General features: G+C 67.6%; 21 protein-coding genes. 11 read left to right on the top strand and 10 right to left on the bottom strand.

What is annotated here, in order from left to right; translation table 11 throughout:
* Nucleotides 1-2: 2 nt before the first annotated feature.
* Complete coding sequence (gene fumC / locus LGM42_RS24940) at nucleotides 3-1,388, top strand: class II fumarate hydratase (protein WP_059577580.1); 1,386 nt, start codon at nucleotides 3-5, stop codon at nucleotides 1,386-1,388.
* Nucleotides 1,389-1,563: 175 nt separating this feature from the next.
* Here fumC and LGM42_RS24935 read toward each other — a convergent pair whose 3' ends face one another.
* Nucleotides 1,564-2,814: an ATP-grasp domain-containing protein gene (locus LGM42_RS24935; RefSeq protein WP_226233519.1), complete on the bottom strand. Its 1,251-nt coding sequence runs from the start codon at nucleotides 2,812-2,814 to the stop codon at nucleotides 1,564-1,566.
* Between the two features lie 28 nt (nucleotides 2,815-2,842).
* The gene (locus LGM42_RS24930; RefSeq protein ID WP_059637741.1) at nucleotides 2,843-3,787 is read right to left on the bottom strand and encodes a hypothetical protein; all 945 of its coding nucleotides are present in this window, start codon (nucleotides 3,785-3,787) and stop codon (nucleotides 2,843-2,845) included.
* A gap of 162 nt (nucleotides 3,788-3,949) precedes the next feature.
* Here LGM42_RS24930 and LGM42_RS24925 point away from each other — a divergent pair, with 162 nt between their 5' ends.
* The gene (locus LGM42_RS24925) at nucleotides 3,950-4,825 is read left to right on the top strand and encodes a LysR family transcriptional regulator (protein ID WP_059577589.1); all 876 of its coding nucleotides are present in this window, start codon (nucleotides 3,950-3,952) and stop codon (nucleotides 4,823-4,825) included.
* Between the two features lie 18 nt (nucleotides 4,826-4,843).
* Here LGM42_RS24925 and LGM42_RS24920 read toward each other — a convergent pair whose 3' ends face one another.
* A complete protein-coding gene (locus tag LGM42_RS24920; protein WP_226233517.1) occupies nucleotides 4,844-6,112 on the bottom strand; it encodes an ATP-grasp domain-containing protein in 1,269 nt (422 codons plus the stop codon).
* Between the two features lie 55 nt (nucleotides 6,113-6,167).
* Entirely contained in the window at nucleotides 6,168-7,622 is a 1,455-nt protein-coding gene (locus LGM42_RS24915) for an MFS transporter (protein ID WP_226233515.1), read from the bottom strand.
* Between the two features lie 406 nt (nucleotides 7,623-8,028).
* Between LGM42_RS24915 and LGM42_RS24910 the strand changes: the two genes are divergently transcribed.
* Nucleotides 8,029-9,150: a TauD/TfdA family dioxygenase gene (locus LGM42_RS24910; RefSeq protein ID WP_226233513.1), complete on the top strand. Its 1,122-nt coding sequence runs from the start codon at nucleotides 8,029-8,031 to the stop codon at nucleotides 9,148-9,150.
* Nucleotides 9,151-9,246: 96 nt separating this feature from the next.
* On the top strand, nucleotides 9,247-10,188 hold the full coding sequence (locus LGM42_RS24905) for an ABC transporter substrate-binding protein (protein ID WP_226233511.1): 942 nt from the start codon (nucleotides 9,247-9,249) through the stop codon (nucleotides 10,186-10,188).
* A gap of 107 nt (nucleotides 10,189-10,295) precedes the next feature.
* Here the strand turns inward: LGM42_RS24905 and LGM42_RS24900 are convergent, their stop codons facing one another.
* From LGM42_RS24900 to LGM42_RS24875, 6 genes are all read right to left on the bottom strand, one after another.
* Entirely contained in the window at nucleotides 10,296-10,835 is a 540-nt protein-coding gene (locus LGM42_RS24900; RefSeq protein ID WP_060010551.1) for an AidA/PixA family protein, read from the bottom strand.
* Nucleotides 10,836-10,899: 64 nt separating this feature from the next.
* On the bottom strand, nucleotides 10,900-11,403 hold the full coding sequence (locus LGM42_RS24895; RefSeq protein WP_059577607.1) for an inclusion body family protein: 504 nt from the start codon (nucleotides 11,401-11,403) through the stop codon (nucleotides 10,900-10,902).
* 293 nt (nucleotides 11,404-11,696) lie between these two features.
* The gene (locus tag LGM42_RS24890) at nucleotides 11,697-12,080 is read right to left on the bottom strand and encodes a GtrA family protein (RefSeq protein ID WP_059578014.1); all 384 of its coding nucleotides are present in this window, start codon (nucleotides 12,078-12,080) and stop codon (nucleotides 11,697-11,699) included.
* Between the two features lie 13 nt (nucleotides 12,081-12,093).
* Nucleotides 12,094-13,137 (bottom strand): glycosyltransferase family 2 protein, encoded by a 1,044-nt coding sequence (locus LGM42_RS24885; protein WP_059577610.1) that lies wholly within the window; start codon nucleotides 13,135-13,137, stop codon nucleotides 12,094-12,096.
* A gap of 24 nt (nucleotides 13,138-13,161) precedes the next feature.
* Nucleotides 13,162-14,541, bottom strand: a complete 1,380-nt coding sequence (locus tag LGM42_RS24880; RefSeq protein ID WP_226233509.1) for a glycosyltransferase family 87 protein — start codon at nucleotides 14,539-14,541, stop codon at nucleotides 13,162-13,164.
* Nucleotides 14,538-15,776: a glycosyltransferase family 87 protein gene (locus LGM42_RS24875; RefSeq protein ID WP_226233507.1), complete on the bottom strand. Its 1,239-nt coding sequence runs from the start codon at nucleotides 15,774-15,776 to the stop codon at nucleotides 14,538-14,540. The genes LGM42_RS24880 and LGM42_RS24875 overlap by 4 nt, the downstream gene beginning before the upstream one ends.
* Before the next feature lie 1,052 nt (nucleotides 15,777-16,828).
* On the opposite strand from LGM42_RS24875, the gene LGM42_RS24870 reads away from it, so the two are divergent.
* The 7 genes from LGM42_RS24870 to LGM42_RS24840 all read left to right on the top strand — a co-directional run.
* Nucleotides 16,829-17,020 (top strand): Flp family type IVb pilin, encoded by a 192-nt coding sequence (locus LGM42_RS24870; RefSeq protein WP_060313814.1) that lies wholly within the window; start codon nucleotides 16,829-16,831, stop codon nucleotides 17,018-17,020.
* A gap of 149 nt (nucleotides 17,021-17,169) precedes the next feature.
* Nucleotides 17,170-17,361, top strand: a complete 192-nt coding sequence (locus LGM42_RS24865; protein WP_059577621.1) for a Flp family type IVb pilin — start codon at nucleotides 17,170-17,172, stop codon at nucleotides 17,359-17,361.
* 82 nt (nucleotides 17,362-17,443) lie between these two features.
* The gene (locus LGM42_RS24860) at nucleotides 17,444-17,650 is read left to right on the top strand and encodes a Flp family type IVb pilin (RefSeq protein ID WP_060313811.1); all 207 of its coding nucleotides are present in this window, start codon (nucleotides 17,444-17,446) and stop codon (nucleotides 17,648-17,650) included.
* A gap of 28 nt (nucleotides 17,651-17,678) precedes the next feature.
* Nucleotides 17,679-18,218: a prepilin peptidase gene (locus LGM42_RS24855; RefSeq protein WP_226233505.1), complete on the top strand. Its 540-nt coding sequence runs from the start codon at nucleotides 17,679-17,681 to the stop codon at nucleotides 18,216-18,218.
* 32 nt (nucleotides 18,219-18,250) lie between these two features.
* A complete protein-coding gene (locus LGM42_RS24850) occupies nucleotides 18,251-19,651 on the top strand; it encodes a hypothetical protein (protein WP_059577629.1) in 1,401 nt (466 codons plus the stop codon).
* 35 nt (nucleotides 19,652-19,686) lie between these two features.
* The gene (gene cpaB / locus LGM42_RS24845; protein ID WP_059577632.1) at nucleotides 19,687-20,526 is read left to right on the top strand and encodes a Flp pilus assembly protein CpaB; all 840 of its coding nucleotides are present in this window, start codon (nucleotides 19,687-19,689) and stop codon (nucleotides 20,524-20,526) included.
* 104 nt (nucleotides 20,527-20,630) lie between these two features.
* Nucleotides 20,631-22,362, top strand: a 1,732-nt coding sequence (locus tag LGM42_RS24840; protein ID WP_226233504.1) for a type II and III secretion system protein family protein, incomplete at its 3' end; no start/stop codon positions are given.

The raw sequence follows: 22,362 nt of genomic DNA, 5'->3' as shown, positions 1-22,362 counted from the left end.
ACATGCGTATCGAATCGGATTCGATGGGTTCCATCCAGGTCCCGTCGGAAAAATACTGGGGTGCACAAACCGAGCGTTCCATCATGAATTTCCCGATCGGCCAATCCCGCTTCAAGTGGGGAAGATCGATCATCCATGCAATGGGCATCCTGAAGAAGGCCGCGGCGCTGGCGAATCTCAAGCTCGGCGAATTGCCGGAGGCGATCGCCATCCCGATCTCGGAGGCAGCGGACGAAGTGATCTCCGGGGCGCTCGACGATCATTTTCCGCTGGTGGTGTTTCAGACGGGCTCGGGCACGCAGTCGAACATGAATGTCAACGAGGTCATCTCCAATCGCGCAATCGAAATGAAGGGCGGGGTGCTCGGCAGCAAGACGCCGATTCATCCGAACGATCACGTCAATCGCGGCCAGTCGTCGAACGACACGTTTCCGACTGCGATGTATATCGCGGTCGTCACGGAACTGTTCGACACGTTGTTTCCGAGCGTGATGGCGTTACGCGATACGTTGCTGGAGAAATCCGAGCGGTATTTCGACGTCGTGAAGGTCGGGCGCACGCACTTGCAGGACGCGACGCCGATCACGTTCGGGCAGGAGATCGGCGGCTGGGTGAAGCAGATCGACTATTCGCTCGCGTCGATTCGGACCAACCTGACTGGGCTGTACGATCTCGCGATCGGCGGCACGGCCGTGGGCACGGGGCTGAACGCGCATCCGCTGTTTGGTGACACGTGCGCGGCCATCATCGGTGAACTCACGGGGCATCCGTTCCGGTCGTCGGCCAACAAGTTCTTTGCGTTGTCCGCGCACGACGCGCTCGTCAGCACGTCCGCGGCGATCCGAACGCTCGCGATGGCACTGCTGAAGATCGCCAACGATGTTCGCTGGCTGGCAAGCGGGCCGCGCTGCGGGATCGGCGAGATTCATATTCCCGAGAACGAGCCAGGCTCGTCGATCATGCCGGGGAAGGTCAATCCGACGCAATGCGAAGCGCTCACGATGGTTTGCACGCAGGTATTCGGCAACGATGCGACCGTCGCATTCGCCGGGAGCCAGGGAAATTTCCAGCTCAACGTGTACAAACCGGTTATGGTCCACAACGTGCTGGAGAGCATCACGCTGCTCGCCGACGCGTGTCGCGCGTTCAACGTGCATTGCGCGGTCGGCATCGAGCCCAATCTGCAGCAGATGGACGAGAACCTCGAAAAGAATCTGATGCTGGTCACCGCGCTCAATCGTCACATCGGCTACGACAACGCAGCGATCGTTGCGAAGACGGCTCACCGCGAAGGGAAATCGCTGAGGGAAGTCGCGAATGCGCTGGGATTCGTCGCACCGGAGGATTTCGACCGATACGTCGTGCCGCTCGACATGACGCGATCCTGAAAGGGTATCGACGAGGGGACCGATCGCTGTTTGCTCTATGTCGAGGCCGGTTCGGACGAGGGCATGATTCACGGCCGCACGAGCCGCGATGCCTCGGCATCGATGGAATCGTCGATCTGGTGCCGGGCACGCGATGAACGGCCACAATCGTTCTGGAGAGGGCCTGGCGCATGCGTCAGGCCATTTCTCCAGTTGAAGGCTTCAAATCAGGAGAGGGAGCTGTCGCCAGCGTCGGCTCCACGACGGCGCCGTGCTCAGCCGTCGAGCCAGCGTCGTCCTCAGCACCGCGTACCGCCGGCAACGCGACCCGCACATAAATAAACGCGCGCCGTTCGCGATCGGGCAGCACTTGCGGCCCGTAGCTGATCTTTACCGCCCCGTCATCGATCTCGCCGGCCTGCGCGAAGCGCCACGCACCGGGATCGCTGTCGAGCAGGAATTCGGCGCGCGCATACGCGTGCGGCTCGAACAACTCGGGAATCGTCACCGTTTTTCCGTCGAGCCTGTCGAGCAATGCTTCGACCACGTTGAAACCGTAGCCGTCGCGCACGATGTCGCAGATGAAGCTGCCCGCGATGCGCGGATTCAGTTCGATCACGTGCGGCACGCCGTCGTGCACGATGCAGTCGAGATGCGCGGGCCCCCACGTGAGCCCGGCGGCGGCGGTCGCGCGCGTGCCGACGTCGATCAGCGCGCGCAGCGTGTTGGCGTCGAGATCGAGTTCGGACGTATACCCGCGTTCGAGAAAACCCGCGCCATGCCGCTTGAGCTTGCGCAGTGCGCCGACGTAGCGGCCGTCGAAATACTCGACGCAGTATTCGCTGCCCTCCAGGAATTCCTCGATGACGATGCGTTCGGTCGCAAGCGATCGTGCATCGGCCTGCACGGCGGCGAGCGCATCGAGCTGCGCGCGCACGGCGGCGATGTCCTCGCAGCGGCGCACGCCGTCGCTCGCGGAGCCTTCCGACGGTTTGACGACGACCGGAAAGCGCAACGGGGCGGCGGCCGCCGCGAGCGCCGCCGGCGCGGCCAGCGTACCCGACACGAACTGCGCGGCCGGGATGCCGTGCGCGGCGAGCAACGCCTTCTGGTTCGACTTCGACACCGCGTGCGCGACGTGCCGCGCATCGGGGCCGGGCAGCCCGAGCGCATCGGCGACCCATGCGGCGGTGCGCGCATAGGTGTCGTGCGCGGTCGTCACGCGCAGCGTGTCGAGTTCGTCCGGAAAGCGTGCGCGCAGCCAACCGGCGAGCTGGTCGGCGTCGGGCGCGAGGTTGACCGTCTCGACGCCCGCGGGAAACACGCCGTCGAGACGATGGCCGGGCGCGGTGACGACGGTCACGGCCACCTGGCGCGCGAGGGCGGCGCGCACCAGCGCGACGCTGCTGCCGGTGGCGCGTGCGCCGATCACGATGAGTCGCTTCATGGTGAATCCTTGATCGAGGACGGGAGAGCTAGCGTGCGCGCCGGCGCAGGCGCTGCGCTTCGAGGCGGGGCAGCAGATGCTGAACGACGCGCGGCAACGTATAGATCGGCAACTGCGCGCACGCGAACACGAGCGCCATGGTCGGCGTGGCGGCCAGTCCGAGCGCGGCCCACATCAGCCCGACGTTGCGATTGGCGACGATCAATGCGACGTTCAGGCGCGTGCGGACATCGCCGGGCGTGAGCCCGTACGCGACGATCTGGAAACCGGCGTTGACGGCGAATGCAAGCGCGATCGCCGCCAGTGCGCGGTGCGGTGCGTCGATGATCGACTGCTGCATGCCGGCCATCGTGCCGAGCGCGAAGATCAGCAGCGCGACGACGACGGTCGCGTCGATCGGCGTCGCATGGCGCGCGAGCCGCGCGCCGGCAAGGCGCCGCACGAGCAGCGCGACGCCCTCGGCGCTGCCGATCAGCAGCGCGAGCCGCAGCGCGAGGCTCGACGGCGAGATCGACACCGCGGCGTCGTGGCTGAACCAGGCCGTCAGCAGCGGCGCGGTCAGCGGCACGAACACCATCGACGCGAGGGTCGCGACGAGCGCGACACTGGCGTCGAGCGACAGCATGCGCGCAATCGTCGACGTGCCGCTCGACGGCGGCGCGCAGTACGCGATCACCAGCGCGACGACCCAGTCGTACGGTAAACCCGCGAGCCGCGCGGCGACGCCGAGCGCGATCGGGCACGCGATCATCGTCAGCGCGGGCAGCAGTAGCGACACGGCGGGGCGCCGCGCGACCGCGCGCACGGCGCTCGGCTCGACGCGCAGCAGCGTGCCGAGCACGAACAGGAACACGGTAACGGGCATCAGCGGCCGCGCGAGCGCCGCGAGCGGCGGCACCAGCAGCCCGAGGCCGACACCGCACGCGAGCACGGTCGGGCCGCGCCGCACCAGCGCGGCGATCAGTGCGCGCATGGACGAACCTCGGGCCGGCGGCGAACGGGAGTGAAGCCGAAGCGGGCAGCGAATGGCATGCGGATTCCTCGGAAGGGGCCGGCACGGAATACGCGCTAGGCTAATCCGGATGGTGGGCGAAGTAAAATGATATAAACTGAATCGGTAACAAGAGAAACTGATATGAACATCCCATTGCTCGAAACTTTCCGGGCCGTCGTGCAGGAAGGCAGCGCGTTGCGCGCGGCCGAACGGCTCGGCTGCACGCAGTCGAACGTCACGGCGCGGCTGCGTCAGCTCGAGGAATCGCTCGACGCACCGCTGTTCGACCGCCATGGCAAGCGGCTGGTGCTGAACGATGCCGGGCGCCGGCTGATGCCGTATTGCGACCGCATCCTGCGTCTCGTCGACGAAGCGACGCAGGTGGTGCGCGAAACGCCGGTTGCCCGTAGCTTCCGGCTCGGATCGATGGAAAGCACGGCCGCCACGCGGCTGCCTGCGCTGGCCGCCGCGCTGAAGGAGCGCGACCCGGCGCTCGGCCTCGCGGTGCAGATCGGCAGCGAGCCCGATCTGGCGGATGCGCTGCTGCGCGGCCGGATCGACGCGGCGCTCACCGCACGCGCGGTCGTGCGGCCCGGGCTGCGTTACGAGCCCGCGTTCGCGGAGGACATGGTGCTGGTGAGCGCCGCGACCGTCACGCGCCGGCAACTGCTGGCCGACAACGCGGTGCGCCTGCTCGCGTTTCACGACGGCTGCCCGTACCGCGCGGTCGCGGAGCACTGGCTGAAGGCGCGCGGCGTCGCGATCGAATCGGTGTCGTCGTTCGGCACGTTCGGCGCGATCCTCGGCTGCGTGGCGGCCGGGATGGGCGTCGCGATCCTGCCGAAGCGGATCACGACCGAGCACGTGGCGCGCAAGGAACTGCGCGCGCATGCATTCGACGATCTCGACAGCGTGACAACCTACCTCGTCACGCCCGACGAAACGCCCGCGCTGCCGGAACTCGACGCGTTGCGTGCGGTGCTCGGCCGGCAGGCCGGTGCGCTGCTCGCGCGCTGACACTGGCACGCCGCGACCCTAGACCGGCGCGACCGCGCCTTCGTCCGCGAAGAAATCGGCCTCGATTTCGCGAATCCGCCGGCAATCCTCGAGCAGCCGTTCGAAGGTCGGGCTATACAGGCCGACCGTGCCGAGCGCCGTTTGCAGGTCGGTGGTCACGCGCAGCGTGTCGCCGACCTTGATCCACTGCTTGAGCCCGACGAACGACGGCAGCGCCTGGATCGCCTGCCACGTGAAATCCTGCCGCAGCACGCCGTTGCGCGACGACAGCAGCAGCACGTGACCGCAGTACCCGCGAAAATCCGTCGGCGCGGCGACGTCGCCGAACAGCCGCTCCGGATGCAGCACTGCTTCGACGGTGGCCGATACGTGATTCTCGCCGCTGACCGCGCTCGTCAGCCGCGGATCGAGACTGCCGTGCAGCCGCGCGTTCAGCTCGACGATGGTCGGGCCGTCGGCCGTATCGAACAGCTCGAGGTGGGTCGGCCCGAAGCGCACGTCCAGCGCATCGAGCACGTCGGCCGCGTAGTCGAGCAGCGGTGCGTAGCGCGGGTCGGCATGGTTCAGCACCAGCATCTTGTCGAGCCGCGGCGCGTGCGTGCGGTCGCGATGCACTTCCCACAGGCTGACCACGCGATGGCGGCCTTCGAATGACACCGAATCGACGATGTATTCCTGCCCCTCGGAATAGCTTTGGATCACGATGTCGTCGTTCGGCTGGTTGTACAGCGAACGGGTGTTCAGCACGTCGCGCGCGGCGGCCTCGACCTGCTCGAGCGTCCGGCAGATCTTCACGCCGGCCACGCCCGCGCTGCGCGCCGGCTTCACGACGAGCGGCAGCGCGCGCTGCGCGCGCGCCCAATCGAGCGCTTCATCGACCGACGTGCTGTGGAAGTGCGCCGGCGCGCGCAGCCCGGCCTGGCGAATGCGTTCGTTCATCGCGAACTTGTCGCGTCGCGCGGCGGAGGTGGCGAGCGGGTTGCGATACGGCACGTCGAGCCGCTCGGCCAGCGTGTCGGCGAGCTCGAGCGCCGCGTCGAGGCCATGCAGCACCGCGCCGATCCGCAGGTCGCCCAGTTGCGCGAGCGTCGCGTCGATGTCGCCGCGATGCTGGACCTGCCGGATGTAGTCGGACGGCACGAACTGGTCGCGGTAGATGGCCGGCAGATCGGGGTCGCTGATCACGTGCGCGCAACGGATGCCGTATGCGCGAAACGCGGGGGCCAGGTAGGCGGCGGTCGACGCGCCGTCGACGATCAGGACGGTATCGATGAAGCGATGCTGCATGGATTCCTCTCGCTCGGATGGAAAATCGGTTGAAGGAGTGCGTGCGGCAAGGTGCTCAGGCCCGCGTGCCGGTATCGCGGGCGTCGCGAGGCCAGCGCACGGCCAGCACGACGCAGAGTGCGACGAGCACGGCCGCGACGGCAAACGCGCGCGCCGCGCCGGCCACGATTGCCGCGCCCTGGCCGGCGACCAGCGCGCCGAGCGCCGCGACGCCGATCGCGGCGCCCACCTGACGCGCGGTATTGAGGATCGCGGACGCGGTGGCCGAGCGGCCGGCCTCGACGCTGCCGAGCAGCGTCGACGTCAGCGCGGGAATCGCGATGCCGCCGCCGATCGCCATCGCCACGAGCCCCGGCGCCAGCAGCGCGTACGGCGTGTGCGCGGCGAGCGTCCGCCACAGCCACATGTAGCCGGCGAGCGACACGGCGAGGCCGACGATGACGGTCGCGCGGAATCCGTGGCGGACCGCGAGCCGCGCGCTCGCGATGTTGGCGAGCATGATGATCGTGAGCGGCGCGAGCGCGAGCCCCGATTCGGTTGCCGTGAAGCCGCGCGCGTTCTGGAAATAGAGGCTGAGCGAGAAGATCAGCCCGTAGAACGCCGCATTCGTGATCGCGCCGATCGCGAGCACGCCCGGCACGCGCGCGATCCGGAAGAACGCGAGTTGCAGCATCGGCGCGGCCACGCGCCGTTCGATCGCGATGAACGACGCGCCGAGCGCGACCGACGCGATCAACGCGCCGGCCGCGTAAGGGTCGCCGATCCCGTGCGCCCCGGCCCGGATGATGCCGCCCGTCAGCAGCCCGAGCAGGAGCACCGCGACGAGCTGGCCGACCGGATCGAACAGCCGCGTGCGCGCGGCGGCCGAATCCCGCACGTGGCGCAGCGTGAGCCACAGCCCGAACGCGCAGATCGGCAGGTTGATGAAGAAGATCGCGCGCCAGCCGAGCGAATCGATCAGCAGCCCGCCGAGCGTCGGCCCGGCCGCGCTGATCGCGCCGCCCGTCGCGCTCCACCACGCGACGGCTTTCACGCGCGCGGCGGCATCGTTGGCGCACGCATGCGTGATGAGCGCGAGCGACGTGGGCAGGATCATCGCGGCGCCGACGCCTTGCGCGACCCGCGCGGCAACCAGCGCCGCCAGCGACGGCGCGAGCGCGCAGCCGAGCGACGCGAGCAGGAACAGCGCAAGGCCGTACGCGAACAGCCGGCGGCTGCCGAAGCGGTCGGCCAGCGTGCCCGACGTCAGCAGCAGCGCGGCGAACGACAGCGTGTATGCATCGACGATCCACTGCAGCCCGTGGACGCTCGATCCGAACGCGTGGCCGAGGCTCGGAATCGCGACGTTGACGACGGTCACGTCGAGCTGGACGATCGCGAAGCCGAGGCTCGCGGCCGCGACGGTCGGGAGGATGGCGCGCAGCGACGTGCGCGGCGAACCGGTGGTGGCGGTGGCGGTAGCGGGCAACGCGCGGTCGACTCGGTCGAGCGCCGGGGCACGGTCGCTCATCGCGGCTCCCGGTGCGTGCGGGACGTGTGGATGGTGCGGGACGGCAGGCGGTATCGATTCATCTGGCGGGTTTCCGTATGGCGGATCAAGGAAGCCGGCTGCCCGTCGGGCGCCGGCCGCGGCGTCGAATCCGACAGAAAACTAGCATCGACCCACTGGCGAATACAAATAATAAGCAACGATTTTTTAACAAGTATTCATGTTAAGGGTCGGCGCAAAACGCGGTGAACCGGTTCCGTCCGCATTGCTGAACTTATATCGATAATTTTTGTTTGTAATCGAATTAATATCATTTCGAAATGCAATGACGGTCTCCTAGTCTTGTCGAGCGCTTCGCCCCGAGGACGGCGGCGCGCGGCGGCGATGCCATGCCGCTCTTCGAACCAGATCTTTATACGAGAGACCTATGACCTATCTCGCAGATGCACGCATCGCTTTGACGGCAGCGGAATCCGCTCACATCCGCACGACGCTCGGCGCGCTGGATTATGACCCGGCCGGCGGCGCAGGCTATATCAGCGCAGTCCGAAAGCTGGCCTACAACGCGTTTCCCGACCGGATCGTCGACGCATTCGACCGGGCGAAGGCGCCGACGGCGGACGCGCACGGCTCGATCGAGATCGACAACCTGCCGATCGACGACGGCGTGACGGGCAGCCCGCGGTTCGAGGAAACCGGCCGCTCGTTCAAGGCCGGCGTGCTCAGCGAGAACGTGCTGGTCGCGTTGAGCACGCTCGCCGGCGAGCCGTACTCGATCGCGCACGAAGGCCGCGAGCTGGTGAACAACCTGACGCCGCACAAGGCGACCGCTCGCGATTACACGGGCCTCGGCTCCGAGGTCGAGCTCGACTTCCATATCGAAAACGCCGCGCAGGCGCACATGCCGGAAGGCGATACGTCGCCGTTCGCGCTGCTGCTGCTCGGTGTGCGCAGCGAGGCCGGCGGCGGCCCGTACACGCGGCTCTCCGATGCGCGCCGCGCGCTGCAACTGCTGTCGCCGGACGATATCGCGCAACTCTACGGCGAGCACTACATCATCCGCGTGCCGTACCGGTGGCGCGGCGCGACGCCCACGCCGCGCGACAACACCGACCTGAGCGCGGTGCTGTCGGGGCCGCTCGACGCGCCGCGCGTGACGGTCGCGTTCTATCCGGACATGGTGCTGGCCGTCAACCCGCGCGCGCAGGAAGCGCTGGCCAACCTGTATCGCGCGGTGCGCGAGGTGTCGTTCGGCGTGCAGGTGTCACCGGGCAAGCTGGTGCTGATCAACAACCATTTCACGCTGCATTCGCGCGACCGCTTCGATCCGCAGTACGACGAGAACGACCGCGCGTTCCGCTGGGTGCAGCGCGTGTTCGTCGCGCGCAGCCTGTGGAATTTCCGGGCGTTCACGCCGCTGCAGGCACGCGTATTCGACCCGAAGGCGCTGTATGCGGGCGAGTCGGCGCACGCGAGCCCTCCGTCGCCCGTCGTGCAACCGGTGCCGCGGCGTGCGGCCGTGGTCGAACTGGACGCGACGCCTGCGTGACCGAGCCGGCGGGGCAGCGACTGGCGTCGGACGTTGCCGGCCCGCTGCCCGCGCCCGCTTCGCGCATCCCCGAATAAAAACAGGATTCCATGACATATGAGAAGAAACGCCTTTCCCGTTGCACGCATCGCCCGCGTGCTCGCCACCGCGCTGATCGCCGCGAGCGCCGTCGCGTCGCACGCCGCGTCGTTCGACCTGAGCCCCGAGCAACCGGGCCGGCAGCGCGGCGCGGTGAATCCGGCGGTCGAGCAGGCGCTGCCGGCCGGCTTCCGGTTCGCCGAGGCGAACACGCTGACGATCGGCATCGCGCCGAACCTGCCGCCGCTCAGCACCTATGCGACCGACGCGCGCACGGTGGTCGGCTTCGATCCCGATCTCGCGCAACTGATCGCGGACAGCATCGGCCGCAAGCTGAAGATCGTGCCGCTCGCGTGGGCCGACTGGCCGCTCGCGCTGCAGTCCGGCAAGGTCGATGCGGTGATCTCGAACGTGACGGTGACCGAGCAGCGCAAGGAGAAGTTCGACTTCTCGACCTACCGGAAGGATCAGCTCGGCTTTTACGTGAAGACCGGCAGCAAGCTTGCCGCGATCCGCGAACCGAAGGATGTCGCGGGGCTGCGCGTCGTGACCGATTCGGGCACGAACCAGGAAAAGATCCTGCTCGAATGGAACCGGCAGAACGTCGCGCGCGGCCTCGCGCCGGTCGAGATCCAGTATTACGCGGATGCGGCCGAGCGCTGGGTCGCGCTGCAGTCGGGCCGGGTCGACACGATCTTCAGCGTGAATTCGATGCTCGCGTACCAGGCGTCGCTGCGCGGCGATGCAAAACTGATCGGCACCGTCAGCGGCGGCTGGCCGCGCACCGCGGATATCGCGATCACGACCCGCAAGGGCAGCGGCCTCGCCGAGCCGCTGACGCTCGCGATCAATGCGCTGATCGCGAACGGCAGCTACCGGAAGGCGCTCGACCACTGGCGGCTGGATGCCGAGGCGATCGACCGGTCGCAGACCAATCCGCCGGGGTTGCCGCGTACCTGAGTACGGCACGCGGCGGGGCGCACGTGAGCGTCGTCGTAGCCGTCCTCCGCCCCGATCGCGTTGAAGTCGGCATTCGCCGGCAACGTGAAACGGCCGTCGCGATCCGGCTACGGTGTGGCGCCGGGCTGTTTCGTGTCCGGCCCGCTGCCGGCGATCTCGATCGTCGTTTCCCAGCGGAAATAGCCCGATACGGCGCCGTCGCGATCGAGCACCGCGAAATCGGCCGTGCACGTGGTGGCGCCCGGGGCCAGCACCTCGCCGCGCCAGAAATGGTCCTTCATCGGCTGGCACGACGGATGCAGCAGGTCGTCGCCGTTCGGCACCGCCGTGGCGGCGTCGCGGATCTCCGCTTCGATCGGCGCGACGATGCCGGCGTCCTTCAGCGCGAACCGGACGAACAGCACGGTCACCTCCGCGCGCAGCGCCAGCGCGGTTTCGCGCAGATGAAGCCGGTCGCCCGGCGACAGGCCGGCAAAGAGCCGGTTGTCGTGGTGGCTGACCTGCCCGGCGTCGCCGGGGCTCAACACGTAGATGTGCCGGCCGTCGATCACGGTGGGCGCGTCGGCGTCCCGGCTCGCATCGGGATAGGCCGCCAGCAGCGTGACGGCGTCGACGATCGCGAGCGCATCGCAACGTACACCAGACATGAGCACGTCCTCCGCAACAAGGGGCGGGACGCGCGGCCGTCGTGCGGCCGCCCGCGTGCCGCGATCAGTTATGGATCGAGATGAACGGATCCCACGAGAAGCAGCCCTGGCTCTGGCAATTGCGATCGATGATCTGGAACAGGAAATGGTAGGTCACGCGGCCGACCTTCAGGCATTCGGACGACCAGTAGTAGTTCGCGACCTTCTGGCACGTCGGCACTTCGGGCTTGCTGGTGTTCGGCACCGGAATCGACGCCTCCGCGACGCGCGGCGTCGGCGTCGAGATCAGGTCGTTGCCGACGTTGCCGATGAACTTGTAGAACACCACCTGGTTCTCGAAGCCCAGCGACAGGCTCGTTTCGCGCCAGCGGATCAGGTCGCCGACCTGCGCCTTCAGGTCGAGCTCGCCGCCCGCCTGGCCGGAGATGACGTTGTCCTGGTTGGTCACCATATAGACATAGTGCCAGTCGATCAGCGTTGGCGCCGCCGGATTCTTGCTGGGATTCGGATATTTTTTGAGAATGGTTTCGGTATCGAACGAAACGAGCACATCGGTAACGCGTGACATAGAAGCTCCCGTTTGAAGTAATGGGATTTATCGTTGCGCGAATTGCTTCGTGCGGCCACCATCGCCTTGTGCAACAAGGCTTTTCACCGATATCGACACGTGCGGATGCGACCGCGAATGCAGATTATCCCGTTTGATTGCTTGTGGAAGCTGTAAAAGTAAACAGGTCGATAAAATGATTTATCGGGTTAATTTTAAAATCGGAATCAATCGATTCGATGCGTGACACAAATATCGCGACATTGAATCTGTTAATTGATTGGCCGATCGTTGGCAGGGCCGGGAAGGGAGGCTTACCGATACGTCCAGAGCCGGTGCAGCACGAACGTCGTCGGCGGGATCAGCAGCGCGATCGCGACGACGCTCGTCGTGCGCGACGCATCCAGCGCCTCGGCGGCGCGCGCGAGCAGCAGCGTTTCGACGAACCCGGCGAGCGTGACCGCGAGAAAGCGCGTCGCATTGCGGGTGCGTACCGTCGACGAGAAGCTCCACAGCGTATTCGCCAGATACGAGAACACGGTGGCGCAGAGGAACGCGACCGCATTCGCGGTCACCGGCGTCGCATCGCGCAGCGCGAACAGCGCTGTCGCGACCAGCGCGTGAATCGCGGTCGAGCAGAGCCCCGACACGCCGAAGCGCACGAGCCGCGTGCGCTCGGCCTGGAGCAGGCCAATCATGGCGCCGGTGCGTTCAGCGCGCGCCGATGCGCGGCCGGGCCGGCTGCACGCGCCGGCGTGCGGGCTGGCGGCGTGCATCGCGCGCGACCGGCAGTTCGATCACCTTGCCGTGCGCCTGGTAGCGGCGGCGGATCAGGTAGACGGGCCGTTGCTTCGATTCGTCGTAGATGCGCCCGACGTATTCGCCGACGACGCCGATCCCGATCAGCTCGATGCCGCCGATGAACAGCGTGACCGAGATCAGCGACGCGTAGCCGAGCACCGGATTGCCGAACAGCAGCGTGCGCAGGATGATGAACGCGCCGTACACGAACGCGAGCGCCGCGATGCCGATGCCGATGTAGGTCCAGCTGCGCAGCGGCACGGTGCTGAAGCTGGTGATGCCTTCGAGCGCGAAATTCCACAGCTTCCAGCCGGAGAATTTCGAGTGCCCGGCGCTGCGCGGATCGCGCTGATATTCGACGATCACGGTCTTGTAGCCGACCCACGCGAACAGCCCTTTCATGAAGCGGTGCCGCTCGGGCAGGTTGCGCAGCGCGTTCACGACCTTGCGGTCCATCAGCCGGAAATCGCCGACGTTCTCCGGCAGCTTCACGTCCGACAGCAGGTTGTGCACGCGATAGTAGATCGCGGCGGCGGTGCGCTTCGCGAACGAATCGCACGCGCGGTTGCTGCGCTTCGCCGCGACGACCTCCGCGCCGTCGCGCCAGTGTTCGATCATCACGGGGATCAGGCTCGGTGGGTCCTGCAGGTCGGCGTCGAGCGGAATCACCGCATCGCCGGCCGCTTCGTCGAGGCCGGCCGTCAGCGCGGCCTCCTTGCCGAAGTTGCGGGTCAGATCGATCACGCGCACGCGCCGCTCGGCCGCGCCGATCCGGACCAGGCGTTCCAGCGTGTCGTCGCGGCTGCCGTCGTTCACGCAGACGATTTCGAAGCGGATCGCGTCGATCGCGCTCAGCAACGGAATCACGACGTCGAAGAAGCGCTCGACGGCTTCGCCTTCGTTGTAGAACGGCACGACCAGCGAGACGAGCGGCGTGTAGATGGATTCCCGCATGATGATTCCCCTTGTGATGTCGCTTTACCTGCCGGCGCCGAGCGTCGGGCGACCGGTGCGGCGCATGCCGTGCGCCGGGCGGTGGTGTGGCCGGAGCGGGTGGCTGAACCCGGTCTCGGTCGAGGTGTCGCGCGCGTCGGGCATCGACGGCACGTCGCGTCTTTCCCGGGCGATCCGGCTGACGAGCAGCGCGAGCGACGCGAGTGTCGCGAGCGGCATGAACTGGAACGACAGGTGCGGCACGATCGCGAGGCCCGCGAGCGGCATCGGCCACAGCAGCATCAGCCATTCGCGGTCGAAGCGCCGCCAGCCGCGCGTCGACGCATAGCGTGCGTACCACGCGATCACGATGCCGTACCACGTCAGGTCGTAGTCGTACAGATAGGGGCTGACGAGCAGGCATGCGCACGCGAGGGTCGCGGCGCGCAGGGCATACGAGCACGCGCCGCGCCACGCGTAGACGACGGCGACCGCGGCAACCGCCGCCGACAGCAGTTGAAGGCCGCGCGCGACGAGCGCGGGCCAGCCGGCCATCGTCGCGAGCGCGAATGCGGTCGGCATGCGTGCGAGCTTCGCGTGACCGGTGCCCACGATCGTGTAGACGTGGGCGATCAGGTGCGCGAACGCGATCCACGGGGCGACGCCGAACGCGAGCGTCGCGAGCAGGGCGCTGACGGCGATCGTCGCGGCCCATGCGGCCAGCGCGCGCCATTGGCCCGCGCACAGCAGCGCGAGCGGGAACAGCACCGCGAGCTGCGGCTTCATCGTCAGCAACCCGAAGCAGATCCCGGCGCAGACGGGGCGGCGTTTCAGTGCGAGCAGGCCGACGGCGGCAAGCGTCGCGGTGAAGAGGCTCGTCTGCCCGACGATCACCGTAAGGAACGCGCCGGGGAACGCAAGGGCGCACAGCCACGCGACATCGCGCTGCACGGTCGCGCGCATCGCCGCGGCGAACAGCGCGATGCCGATGCCGAGCCACAGCACGAGCGCCAGCGTGTACGGCAGCCAGCCGAGCGGCGCCACGAGCAGCAGCATCGTCGGCGGATAGAGCCACGGCAGCGTGCCGTCCGCGAGCGTCATCGTCGGGACCGCGAGCTTCTGGACCGCGAACAGCGCCGAGTAATGCCACGCGTCGGCGCCGTGCCCGTGCGCGGCGAGCCATGCGGCGCTCCACACCGGCGAGAAATCCTGCGACAGCGGCTCCAGCGCGCCGCCGTGAGACAGGTGCACGCGGATCAGGTAAATGACGATGAACAGCAGCTCCGTCAGCAGCACGGCGGCCGCATAGAGACGCACGCGATCGCGATTGAGCCAGTGCGGATGGCGGCGCGGGCCGGCGATCGGGAGTTCCGGGTGCAGATGGGCATTCGGGTGCGCGTGACGGGCGAACGACGGCGTTTTCATCGTGCGCTCCGCGACGCGAGCGCCGTACGGCGCACGACGACGAACAGCACCGCGAGCAGCACGACCGGCCCGATCTGCGGCAGCTTCATCAGCCGGTTCAGCATTTCGAAGATCGGCAGCAGCCACGCGAGCACGAGAATGCCCTGGTCGCCGGGCAGCCAGCCTTCGTCGAGGCCGTGCGCGATCAGGCAGAAGAGCGCGATGCCGAGCCACGTCAGCTCGTAGTTCCACAGGTACGGCGTCGTCAGCAGCGTGGCGACGGCCAGCACCGCGCCGCGCAACCGCATGTCGCGCGTGCGGCGCCATACGTTGACAGCCGCGGCGAGCGCGACGAGCGCGACCGCCGCCTGGGCGGCCAGCGCGGCCGCCACCGGCGCGCCCGCGAGCCGCAGCGCGGCGAACGGCGTCGGCGACGCGAGCCAGTACGACGCGAGCATGAAATGCTGCGCGCGTACCGTCGCCATCGCATGACTCAGCCCGTGCAGCGCGGCGGGGCCGGCCAGCGCGACGCCGGCCGCCGCGAACAGCGTCGCGCTGAGCGCCGCCGCCGCGAAGGTGCGCCACGCACGCGTCGCGATCAGCACGAACGGGAACACGACGGCGAGTTGCGGCTTGATCGCAAGCAGCCCGATCAGCACGCCGGCCAGCACCGGCCGCTTGCCGAGCAGATGCAGCGCGAGCGCGGCGAGGCCGGCGGTCAGGATGCTGTTCTGGCCGAACAGCGCGGACATGCACACCGCCGAATACGCGACGACGACGAGCGCCGCGGCGCGCGGCACGGGAAGATGCGCGCGCAGCCCCGACAAGCGCGAGACGGCGAACGCATAGCATAAAAGACTGCCCGCGAAAAAGAGGAAGTAAGCGGGCAGGAAAGGCACGAGGGCAACCGGCGCGATGAACAGCAGCATCGTCGGCGGATAGAGCCAGGGAAGCGGCCGGTTTTGCAGATACGCACCGAAGTGCGCGAACTCGGCCTGCAGGAATGACGACGTGTCGTAGGCCGCTGCGGCATGGCCTTGCAACACGAGATGCGATGCGGTCCAGAAGACCGAGAAGTCGGTGCCCGGTCGGGCGGTGGCGTTCGATGTGAAGCCGTCGGTCACGACACCCCAGACGATCAGGAGCGCGACGAAGAGCATCAGCATGATGCAGCTGTACGGAATGATCCGGTCGGCCGTCAGCCATTGAGCACAGCGTATGGCGCGATCGCGCGTTTCACGATTGGCTGTGTACATGATGCCCCGTCTGTGGTTTGGCCGCGTGGTCTGTCGCAGCCGTTCGATGTTGTCGTGCCTGCGGATCGAATCGCGCTGAAATGGCGTTGTCCGGTGAATTCATTGTTGAAGAAAAAATCGCGTGATGCAAACCGCGCACGGCCGGCCGACATTGAATGTGTTCAGCGATTCGGGTGAAAACCGCCGTTTCTGGTATGAGAAAACGCTACCGTCGGCATTCGTGTTTCTGGCCTGAAACATTCCGCGATTTTTACCGGCCGGGCATGCCGCGGAACCCGCGGCGCCCGCGCGCGCCGCCGCGTTCGGGAAAATCCCGAGAAAATTTTTTTGGACCTTTGTGCAGCGCGATGACGGGGTTTCATGCCGGCTACATGCGCCGGCGCCGCATATATCAAAGTTGAAACATTTCGGCGGCCGCGCGGTTGGGGGGAGGCCGGGTGGATCGCCGAAACCCTTGGTGCGCCTCGATTTCGCCCGGGATGGTCCGCTCTTTGCGTAAGCGTTGGCACGGCAGTCGACGATGTGACGACCGGGCGGTTCGGGCAACAGGCAGCGGAACCGGCTCGCGAATCACCTGCGGAAAAAGTCGGGCCGGAGCGCGTCGGGGAACACGCAGCTCCCGTTCGATCCACCGCGGGAACGGTCGTCGAACGACCCGAGAGACCCGGTCGCTTCAGGGCAATAAGAAATCGGCATGGCAGTACATGGGGAATAAAAATGAAAGACCACAGCACATCGCGGATCGCAAGCCGCGTTAAAGACACATTGCGGCTTTGCCGGGAATTCATCTCCCGTTCAACCGGATTCCATGCGTCGGACGGCCGTCGTGCCGTTCAGTTCGATCGACCTGCCCGGCTCATCCGGCCGGTCGCACCGTACGCGCGTCTCTCATGCTCCGTCTCGCCGATACCCGTTCGCACGGACCGCGGTGGTCCGCCCCGCTTCCGCGACTGATCGTCGGCTTCCGATTTCCAGAGTAGTGCCGGTGGTGCCCACCCCCGACGTCATGACCGACGAAGGGTATTTCATAGTAGTCCGAAAGGAGAACGCTCATGTCAAGAATCATCGAAAAGATCGCGTGGTTCGCCCACGATCAGGACGGTGTGACGGCCATTGAATACGGCCTGATCGCCGCGCTGATCGCGATCGGCATCGTCGCCGCGCTGGCGACGGTCGGTACGGATCTGAAGACCGTGTTCAGCACGATCGCCGCGGATCTGGACTCGGCGGTAGCAGGCATCTGATGGACGGTACGACGAACGGTTCGCCCGAATCGTCCGGATCGTTCGTCGGCGCCACACGGCATCAACGACATTCCTCGACGTATCGATGCACGGTCGTCCGACCAGCCGGTGCGCGAGGGTTTTGAAAGTCACCACGCAAGGAGAACATCATGTCCAAGTTCATTCAACAAGCCGGCCGTTTCATTCGCGACGAAGACGGCGTGACCGCCATCGAATACGGCCTGATCGCCGCACTGATCGCAGTCGGCATCATCCTCGCGCTGTCGACCATCGGGAAGGATCTGAAGACCGTGTTCAGCACGATCGCGGCCGACCTCGATTCGGCGGTTGCAGGCATCTGATGGAGCGTGCCGTGGACGGCTCGGCTGGTGCAGCGTTCGAGCCGTCCCCGGCGATTCCGTCAACCGGACACCGGAGACCATCATGAAAGCCATCGTGCGTGTCGCCCGTCGCTGGATCGCCGACGAACGAGGTGTGACGTCGATCGAGTATGCGTTGCTCGCGTCGATGTTCGCCATCGCGGTACTGGGCAGCGTCGTCACGCTGAAGGGTTCGCTCGGCGATGCGTACGAGATGATCGCCGCGGCCGTGAGCACCGCCGTGACCACCGCGCTGGCGATGGCTTCCTGATCCACCGATTCGACCTGCGAGGTTCGCCATGTTTCCCGTTGCGCCGCCTTACCCGGTTCCGTTGTGCGTGACGCTGCTCGCGATCGCCGCGGCCAGCACCGACATCGCGACCCGTCGCATTCCGAACCGTCTCGTGCTGCTCGGCCTGGCCGGCGCGCTGGTTGCTCAGTGCCTGTTGCACGGCGTGCCCGCGGGCGTGCTCGGCTGGCTCGCCGGCGCCGCGACCGGCTTCGGCCTGCTGCTGCCGTTCTACCTGCTGCGCGGCATGGCGGCGGGCGACGTGAAGCTGATGCTCGCGATCGGCGCATGGGTCGGCGCGGAAATGACGTTTTACATCGTGCTGGCCACGTTCCTGGCCGGCGGGATCGGCGCCGTCGCCTACGCGCTGCTGCGCGGGCGGATGCGCCGGATGTGGGCGAACGTGCGCACGCTGATCGTGCGGCGCTCGCACGCGGCGCGCGCCGAGGCCGCCGACGGCCCGGTCGAGATCGCGTCGGTCGGCACGCTGCCGTACGGCGTCGCGATCGCGGCCGGCACGCTGGGCATGCTGTTCGCGTCGTGCGCATAGCGCGGCGGATCCGAAACGAGGACGCAACGATCATGAACACGAACCATACCGAACCGAGACGCGACGCGCAGGTGGCACGCCTGCCCGATCCGCTGCCGTCGCGGGAGGTCCACACGAAGCTGGGCGCGCAACTGCCGCCGGCGCCGCGCTCGCTCGCGGAAACCGGGTTGAGCATGGCGTTCGTCGCCGGCCTCGTGCTGAAGTCGACGCTGGTGCTGGGCCGCCCGTCGTACGGCGACCTGGTCGAGCGGCACTGCCTGCCGCTCGCGGTGCTCGACGACGTCTTTGCATTCCTGGTGCGCGAGCATCTCGTCGAGCTGACCCATCGCGGCGCGACCGATCTCGACGTGACGTTCCGCCTGACCGATGCGGGCCGCGTGCTCGCGCTCGAGGAGCGGGAACGCAGCGGCTACAGCGGTCCCGCGCCGGTCACGCTCGACGCGTATCTCGCGAGTGTGGCCGCGCATTCGGTGCGCAAGCTGCACATCGGCCAGAGCGACGTGTGGGCCGCGTTCGAGGGCGTCGTGATCGACACGGCGGTGCTCGATGCGGCGGCCGCCGCGCTGAATGCGGGCCGGCCGCTGCTGATCTACGGCCCGGCCGGCAGCGGCAAGACCTTTCTCGCCGAGCGGCTCGGCTCGCTGATGCACGGCCGCGTGCCGGTGCCGCACGCGATCTGCGCGGCGGGCGAAGTGATCCAGGTCTACGACCCGCTCGTGCACGTCGATGCGCAAGCCGCGTGCGGCGGCCAGTCGGTCGATCGGCGCTGGCGTCTGTGCCGGCGGCCGGTGGTGATGTCGGGCGGCGAGCTGACGCTCGACGAACTCGACCTGCGTCGCGACGAAGCGGCCGGCTTCTACCAGGCGCCGCCGCACATGAAGGCGAACATGGGCATGTACGTCGTCGACGATCTGGGCCGCCAGCGCGTCGAGCCGCGCGACCTGCTCAACCGCTGGCTGCGTCCGCTCGATCGCGGCGTCGATTTCATGACGCTCGAATCCGGCAACCGCTTCGTGCTGCCGTTCGACGTGTGGCCCGTGTTCTCGAGCAACCTCGCGCCGGAGCAGTTCTGCGACGACGCGTTCATGCGCCGGCTCGGCTCGAAGCTCCACGTCGGCGCGATGTCGATCGACGACTACCGCGCGGTATACGACGCGGCCTGCGCGACGCTCGGGCTCGTCTCGGCGAGCGATGCCTTCGATTTCCTGCTGCATCGGCTGCATCTGCCGACCGGCAAGGCGTTTCTTGCGTGCTTCCCGGCGGACCTGCTGCGCCTCGTGGCCGCCGGCGCGCGTTACCGCGGCGATCCGCCCGAGGTGACGCACGACGCGCTGTACGACGCGTGGGCGAGTTATTTCGGCGCGGCGCCCGAACGGGACGGAGGCCATCCGCCGCCCATCGAGCGCGGAGGCCGTACGTTCGTCACCGGTTGAGCGGTTTCTTTCACGATTCGTCGAGGAGCATTGCCATGAAAAACAGTCGAGCGGTCATGATGCTGGTCGTCGCGATGATCGCGGGTCTTGCCGCGGTCGTATTCGCCTCCCACTGGCTGATGCAGACGTCCACGAGCTCGGTCACGTCCGTCGCGGTGGCCACCACCGACCTCAACCTGGGCGAGCCGCTCGGGCCGAACCAGATCCACATGGTGAGCTGGCCGTCGGGCAGCGTGCCCACCGGCGCGTTCACCGATACGAAGGCGCTCGAAGGGCGCGTCGTGCGCACCAGCCTCGCGCGCGGCGAGCCGGTGATCGAGTCGAAGCTCGCGCCGGTCGGCACGAAGGGCGGGCTGTCCGCGGTGATCGCCGACGGCAGCCGCGCGATCACGGTGCGCGTGAACGACGTGGTCGGCGTCGCGGGCTTCGCGCTGCCCGGCAACTACGTCGACGTGATCGTCAACACGCAGGAACAGCAAGGCAAGACCGACGGGCAGAGCATCTCGAAGATCGTGCTCGAGCACATCCTCGTGCTCGCCGTCGCGCAGCAGGTCAGCCGCGACGACACGGCGCCGAAGGTGGTCAACGCGGTGACGCTGGAAGTCACGCCCGACCAGGCCGAACGGCTCGACCTCGCACGCAGCGTCGGCACGCTGTCGCTGGTGCTGCGCAACCAGGTCGACCAGAAGACGCTGGCCACCGGCGGCGCGACGAAGATGACGCTGCTCGGCAAGGCGCCCGCACCGGAAGCGCCGCCGGCGCCCGTCCATGCGCGGCCGGTGCGCGTGCACGTCGCGTCGCATGCGGCGCCGGAAGTCCGGCGCGACTGCGTCGGTGTGCTGTCGGGCGTGAAGGGTAGCGTCGAATGTTTCTGAAGCAGATCGAACCAGCCAGATAAACAAACCGGCCGCCGGCAACGCGCGGCGGCCTTGGAAGTCGATAACCGGCACGGCGCCGGTCTCTCGGGGGATCAGACGAAATGAAGATCAAACCGCAACGCACAGGTACCGGCCCACTGCGCACACGCGTCGCACGGGGCACGATGATGGCCGCGATCCTCTGTTCGGGATGGCTGACCGTATATGGCGCACTCGCCCAGGAAGGCATCGAATCGGCGGTGCTGACCAAGGGCGGCGCCAGCGCGCCGGCCGCGGTCGGCAAGGGGCCGATGCAGATGACGATCAGCATGTCGCCGGCGCCGGCCGCCGCGCCCGCCGCATCGGCGGGGCCGCTGCGCGGGCCGAACTGCGTTGGCGCCGTGCGCGAATCGACCAGCGTCGCGGTGCCGCTTGGCAAGTCGCTGCTGGTGCCGATGCCGGAGCCGGTCCGCAACCGGACGATCGGCAATCCGGCCGTCGCGCAGGCGACGATGGTGTCGCCGCAGACGCTGTACATCCTCGGGCTCGCGGTCGGCACGACCAACATGATCGTGCAGGGCAGGAGCGGTGCGTGCCGCGTGATCGACGTCGCGGTCGGCGCGGACGCAGGCGGCCTGCAGGCGTCGCTACTGCAACTGATGCCGAACGAGCGCGACATTCACGTGTCGACGGCGGCCGGCACGATCGTGCTCGCCGGCACCGTGTCGAGCTCGCAGGCCGCGCAGCAGGCGGTGCAGATCGCCCACGCATACGGCGACAGCGCGGGCGATGCAGCGGGCGGCGGCAAGCAGGGCGGCGGCGTGCTGAACATGCTGAACGTCACGTCGCCGCAGCAGGTGATGCTCGAGGTGAAGGTGGCCGAGGTGTCGAAGACGCTGATCAACCAGATGGGCAGCGCGTTCAACATCCAGGGCGGGTTCGGTTCGTGGAGCGGCGCGCTGGTCAGCAACCTGCTCGCGGGCGTCGCGAGCGGCGCCGTGTTCAACAAGGCGAACAACAAGCCGTTCAGCATCGCAGCCGACGCGCAGAACACCGACAACCTCGTGAAGATCCTCGCGGAGCCGAACCTCGTGACGATCAGCGGCCAGGAAGCGACGTTCCTCGCGGGCGGCAAGATCTTCATCCCGATTCCGCAGAGCAGCGGCAACGGCACGTCGTCGATCACGCTGCAGGAAGAGGAATTCGGCGTCGCGCTGAAGTTCACGCCGACGGTGCTGGCCAACGGCCGGATCAGCCTGAAGGTCGCGCCGGAAGTGTCGGAGCTGTCGCAGACGGGCGTCACGCTGAGCGCGACCAACATCGGCGGCACGTCGATCCTGCCGCTGATCACGACGCGGCGCGCATCGACGACGGTGCAGATGAGCGACGGCGAATCGTTCGCGATCGGCGGGCTGATCAAGGACAACGCGACCGGCGCGCTGAAGGCGATCCCCGGCGTCGGCGAAGTGCCGGTGCTCGGCGCGCTGTTTCGCAGCACGTCGTTCCAGCAGGACCGCACCGAGCTGATTTTCCTGATCACGCCGCACCTGGTGAAGCCGCTGCAGACCGCGGACGTCGCGCTGCCGACCGACAGCTTCTCGAAGCCGAACGAAATCGACGTGTATGCGACCGGCAACATGGAAGGCCGCCGCGGCGTGCGCAAGGCAGGCGCCCAGCCGATGCAGCCCGCGAACGATGCCGCCGCCGCGCCGCAGACACCGGCCCAGGGGCCCGCACCCGCTCCGGCGCCGAAATCGGAGGCCCCGGTCGCGCCGGCCGCGCTGCCCGCGCCGCGCGCGCCGCAAGCCGACGTGCAGCAGCCGGTGCCGGCCGAGCCGCCGAAGACGCCCGCGC

Origin of the sequence: Burkholderia sp. AU39826 (assembly GCF_020419965.1) — a bacterium.
Lineage (GTDB): Bacteria > Pseudomonadota > Gammaproteobacteria > Burkholderiales > Burkholderiaceae > Burkholderia > Burkholderia semiarida.
The sequence above is the reverse complement of the archived record's forward strand: the minus strand, read 5'-3'. Positions and strand labels throughout refer to the sequence as shown.

What these genes read in the sequence shown, in the direction of transcription:
- fumC (WP_059577580.1), top strand. Translation starts at nt 3, where the DNA reads ATGCGTATCGAATCGGATTCGATGGGTTCCATCCAGGTCCCGTCGGAA.
- LGM42_RS24935 (WP_226233519.1), bottom strand. Translation starts at nt 2,814, where the DNA reads ATGAAGCGACTCATCGTGATCGGCGCACGCGCCACCGGCAGCAGCGTC.
- LGM42_RS24930 (WP_059637741.1), bottom strand. Translation starts at nt 3,787, where the DNA reads ATGCGCGCACTGATCGCCGCGCTGGTGCGGCGCGGCCCGACCGTGCTC.
- LGM42_RS24925 (WP_059577589.1), top strand. Translation starts at nt 3,950, where the DNA reads ATGAACATCCCATTGCTCGAAACTTTCCGGGCCGTCGTGCAGGAAGGC.
- LGM42_RS24920 (WP_226233517.1), bottom strand. Translation starts at nt 6,112, where the DNA reads ATGCAGCATCGCTTCATCGATACCGTCCTGATCGTCGACGGCGCGTCG.
- LGM42_RS24915 (WP_226233515.1), bottom strand. Translation starts at nt 7,622, where the DNA reads ATGAGCGACCGTGCCCCGGCGCTCGACCGAGTCGACCGCGCGTTGCCC.
- LGM42_RS24910 (WP_226233513.1), top strand. Translation starts at nt 8,029, where the DNA reads ATGACCTATCTCGCAGATGCACGCATCGCTTTGACGGCAGCGGAATCC.
- LGM42_RS24905 (WP_226233511.1), top strand. Translation starts at nt 9,247, where the DNA reads ATGAGAAGAAACGCCTTTCCCGTTGCACGCATCGCCCGCGTGCTCGCC.
- LGM42_RS24900 (WP_060010551.1), bottom strand. Translation starts at nt 10,835, where the DNA reads ATGTCTGGTGTACGTTGCGATGCGCTCGCGATCGTCGACGCCGTCACG.
- LGM42_RS24895 (WP_059577607.1), bottom strand. Translation starts at nt 11,403, where the DNA reads ATGTCACGCGTTACCGATGTGCTCGTTTCGTTCGATACCGAAACCATT.
- LGM42_RS24890 (WP_059578014.1), bottom strand. Translation starts at nt 12,080, where the DNA reads ATGATTGGCCTGCTCCAGGCCGAGCGCACGCGGCTCGTGCGCTTCGGC.
- LGM42_RS24885 (WP_059577610.1), bottom strand. Translation starts at nt 13,137, where the DNA reads ATGCGGGAATCCATCTACACGCCGCTCGTCTCGCTGGTCGTGCCGTTC.
- LGM42_RS24880 (WP_226233509.1), bottom strand. Translation starts at nt 14,541, where the DNA reads ATGAAAACGCCGTCGTTCGCCCGTCACGCGCACCCGAATGCCCATCTG.
- LGM42_RS24875 (WP_226233507.1), bottom strand. Translation starts at nt 15,776, where the DNA reads ATGTACACAGCCAATCGTGAAACGCGCGATCGCGCCATACGCTGTGCT.
- LGM42_RS24870 (WP_060313814.1), top strand. Translation starts at nt 16,829, where the DNA reads ATGTCAAGAATCATCGAAAAGATCGCGTGGTTCGCCCACGATCAGGAC.
- LGM42_RS24865 (WP_059577621.1), top strand. Translation starts at nt 17,170, where the DNA reads ATGTCCAAGTTCATTCAACAAGCCGGCCGTTTCATTCGCGACGAAGAC.
- LGM42_RS24860 (WP_060313811.1), top strand. Translation starts at nt 17,444, where the DNA reads ATGAAAGCCATCGTGCGTGTCGCCCGTCGCTGGATCGCCGACGAACGA.
- LGM42_RS24855 (WP_226233505.1), top strand. Translation starts at nt 17,679, where the DNA reads ATGTTTCCCGTTGCGCCGCCTTACCCGGTTCCGTTGTGCGTGACGCTG.
- LGM42_RS24850 (WP_059577629.1), top strand. Translation starts at nt 18,251, where the DNA reads ATGAACACGAACCATACCGAACCGAGACGCGACGCGCAGGTGGCACGC.
- cpaB (WP_059577632.1), top strand. Translation starts at nt 19,687, where the DNA reads ATGAAAAACAGTCGAGCGGTCATGATGCTGGTCGTCGCGATGATCGCG.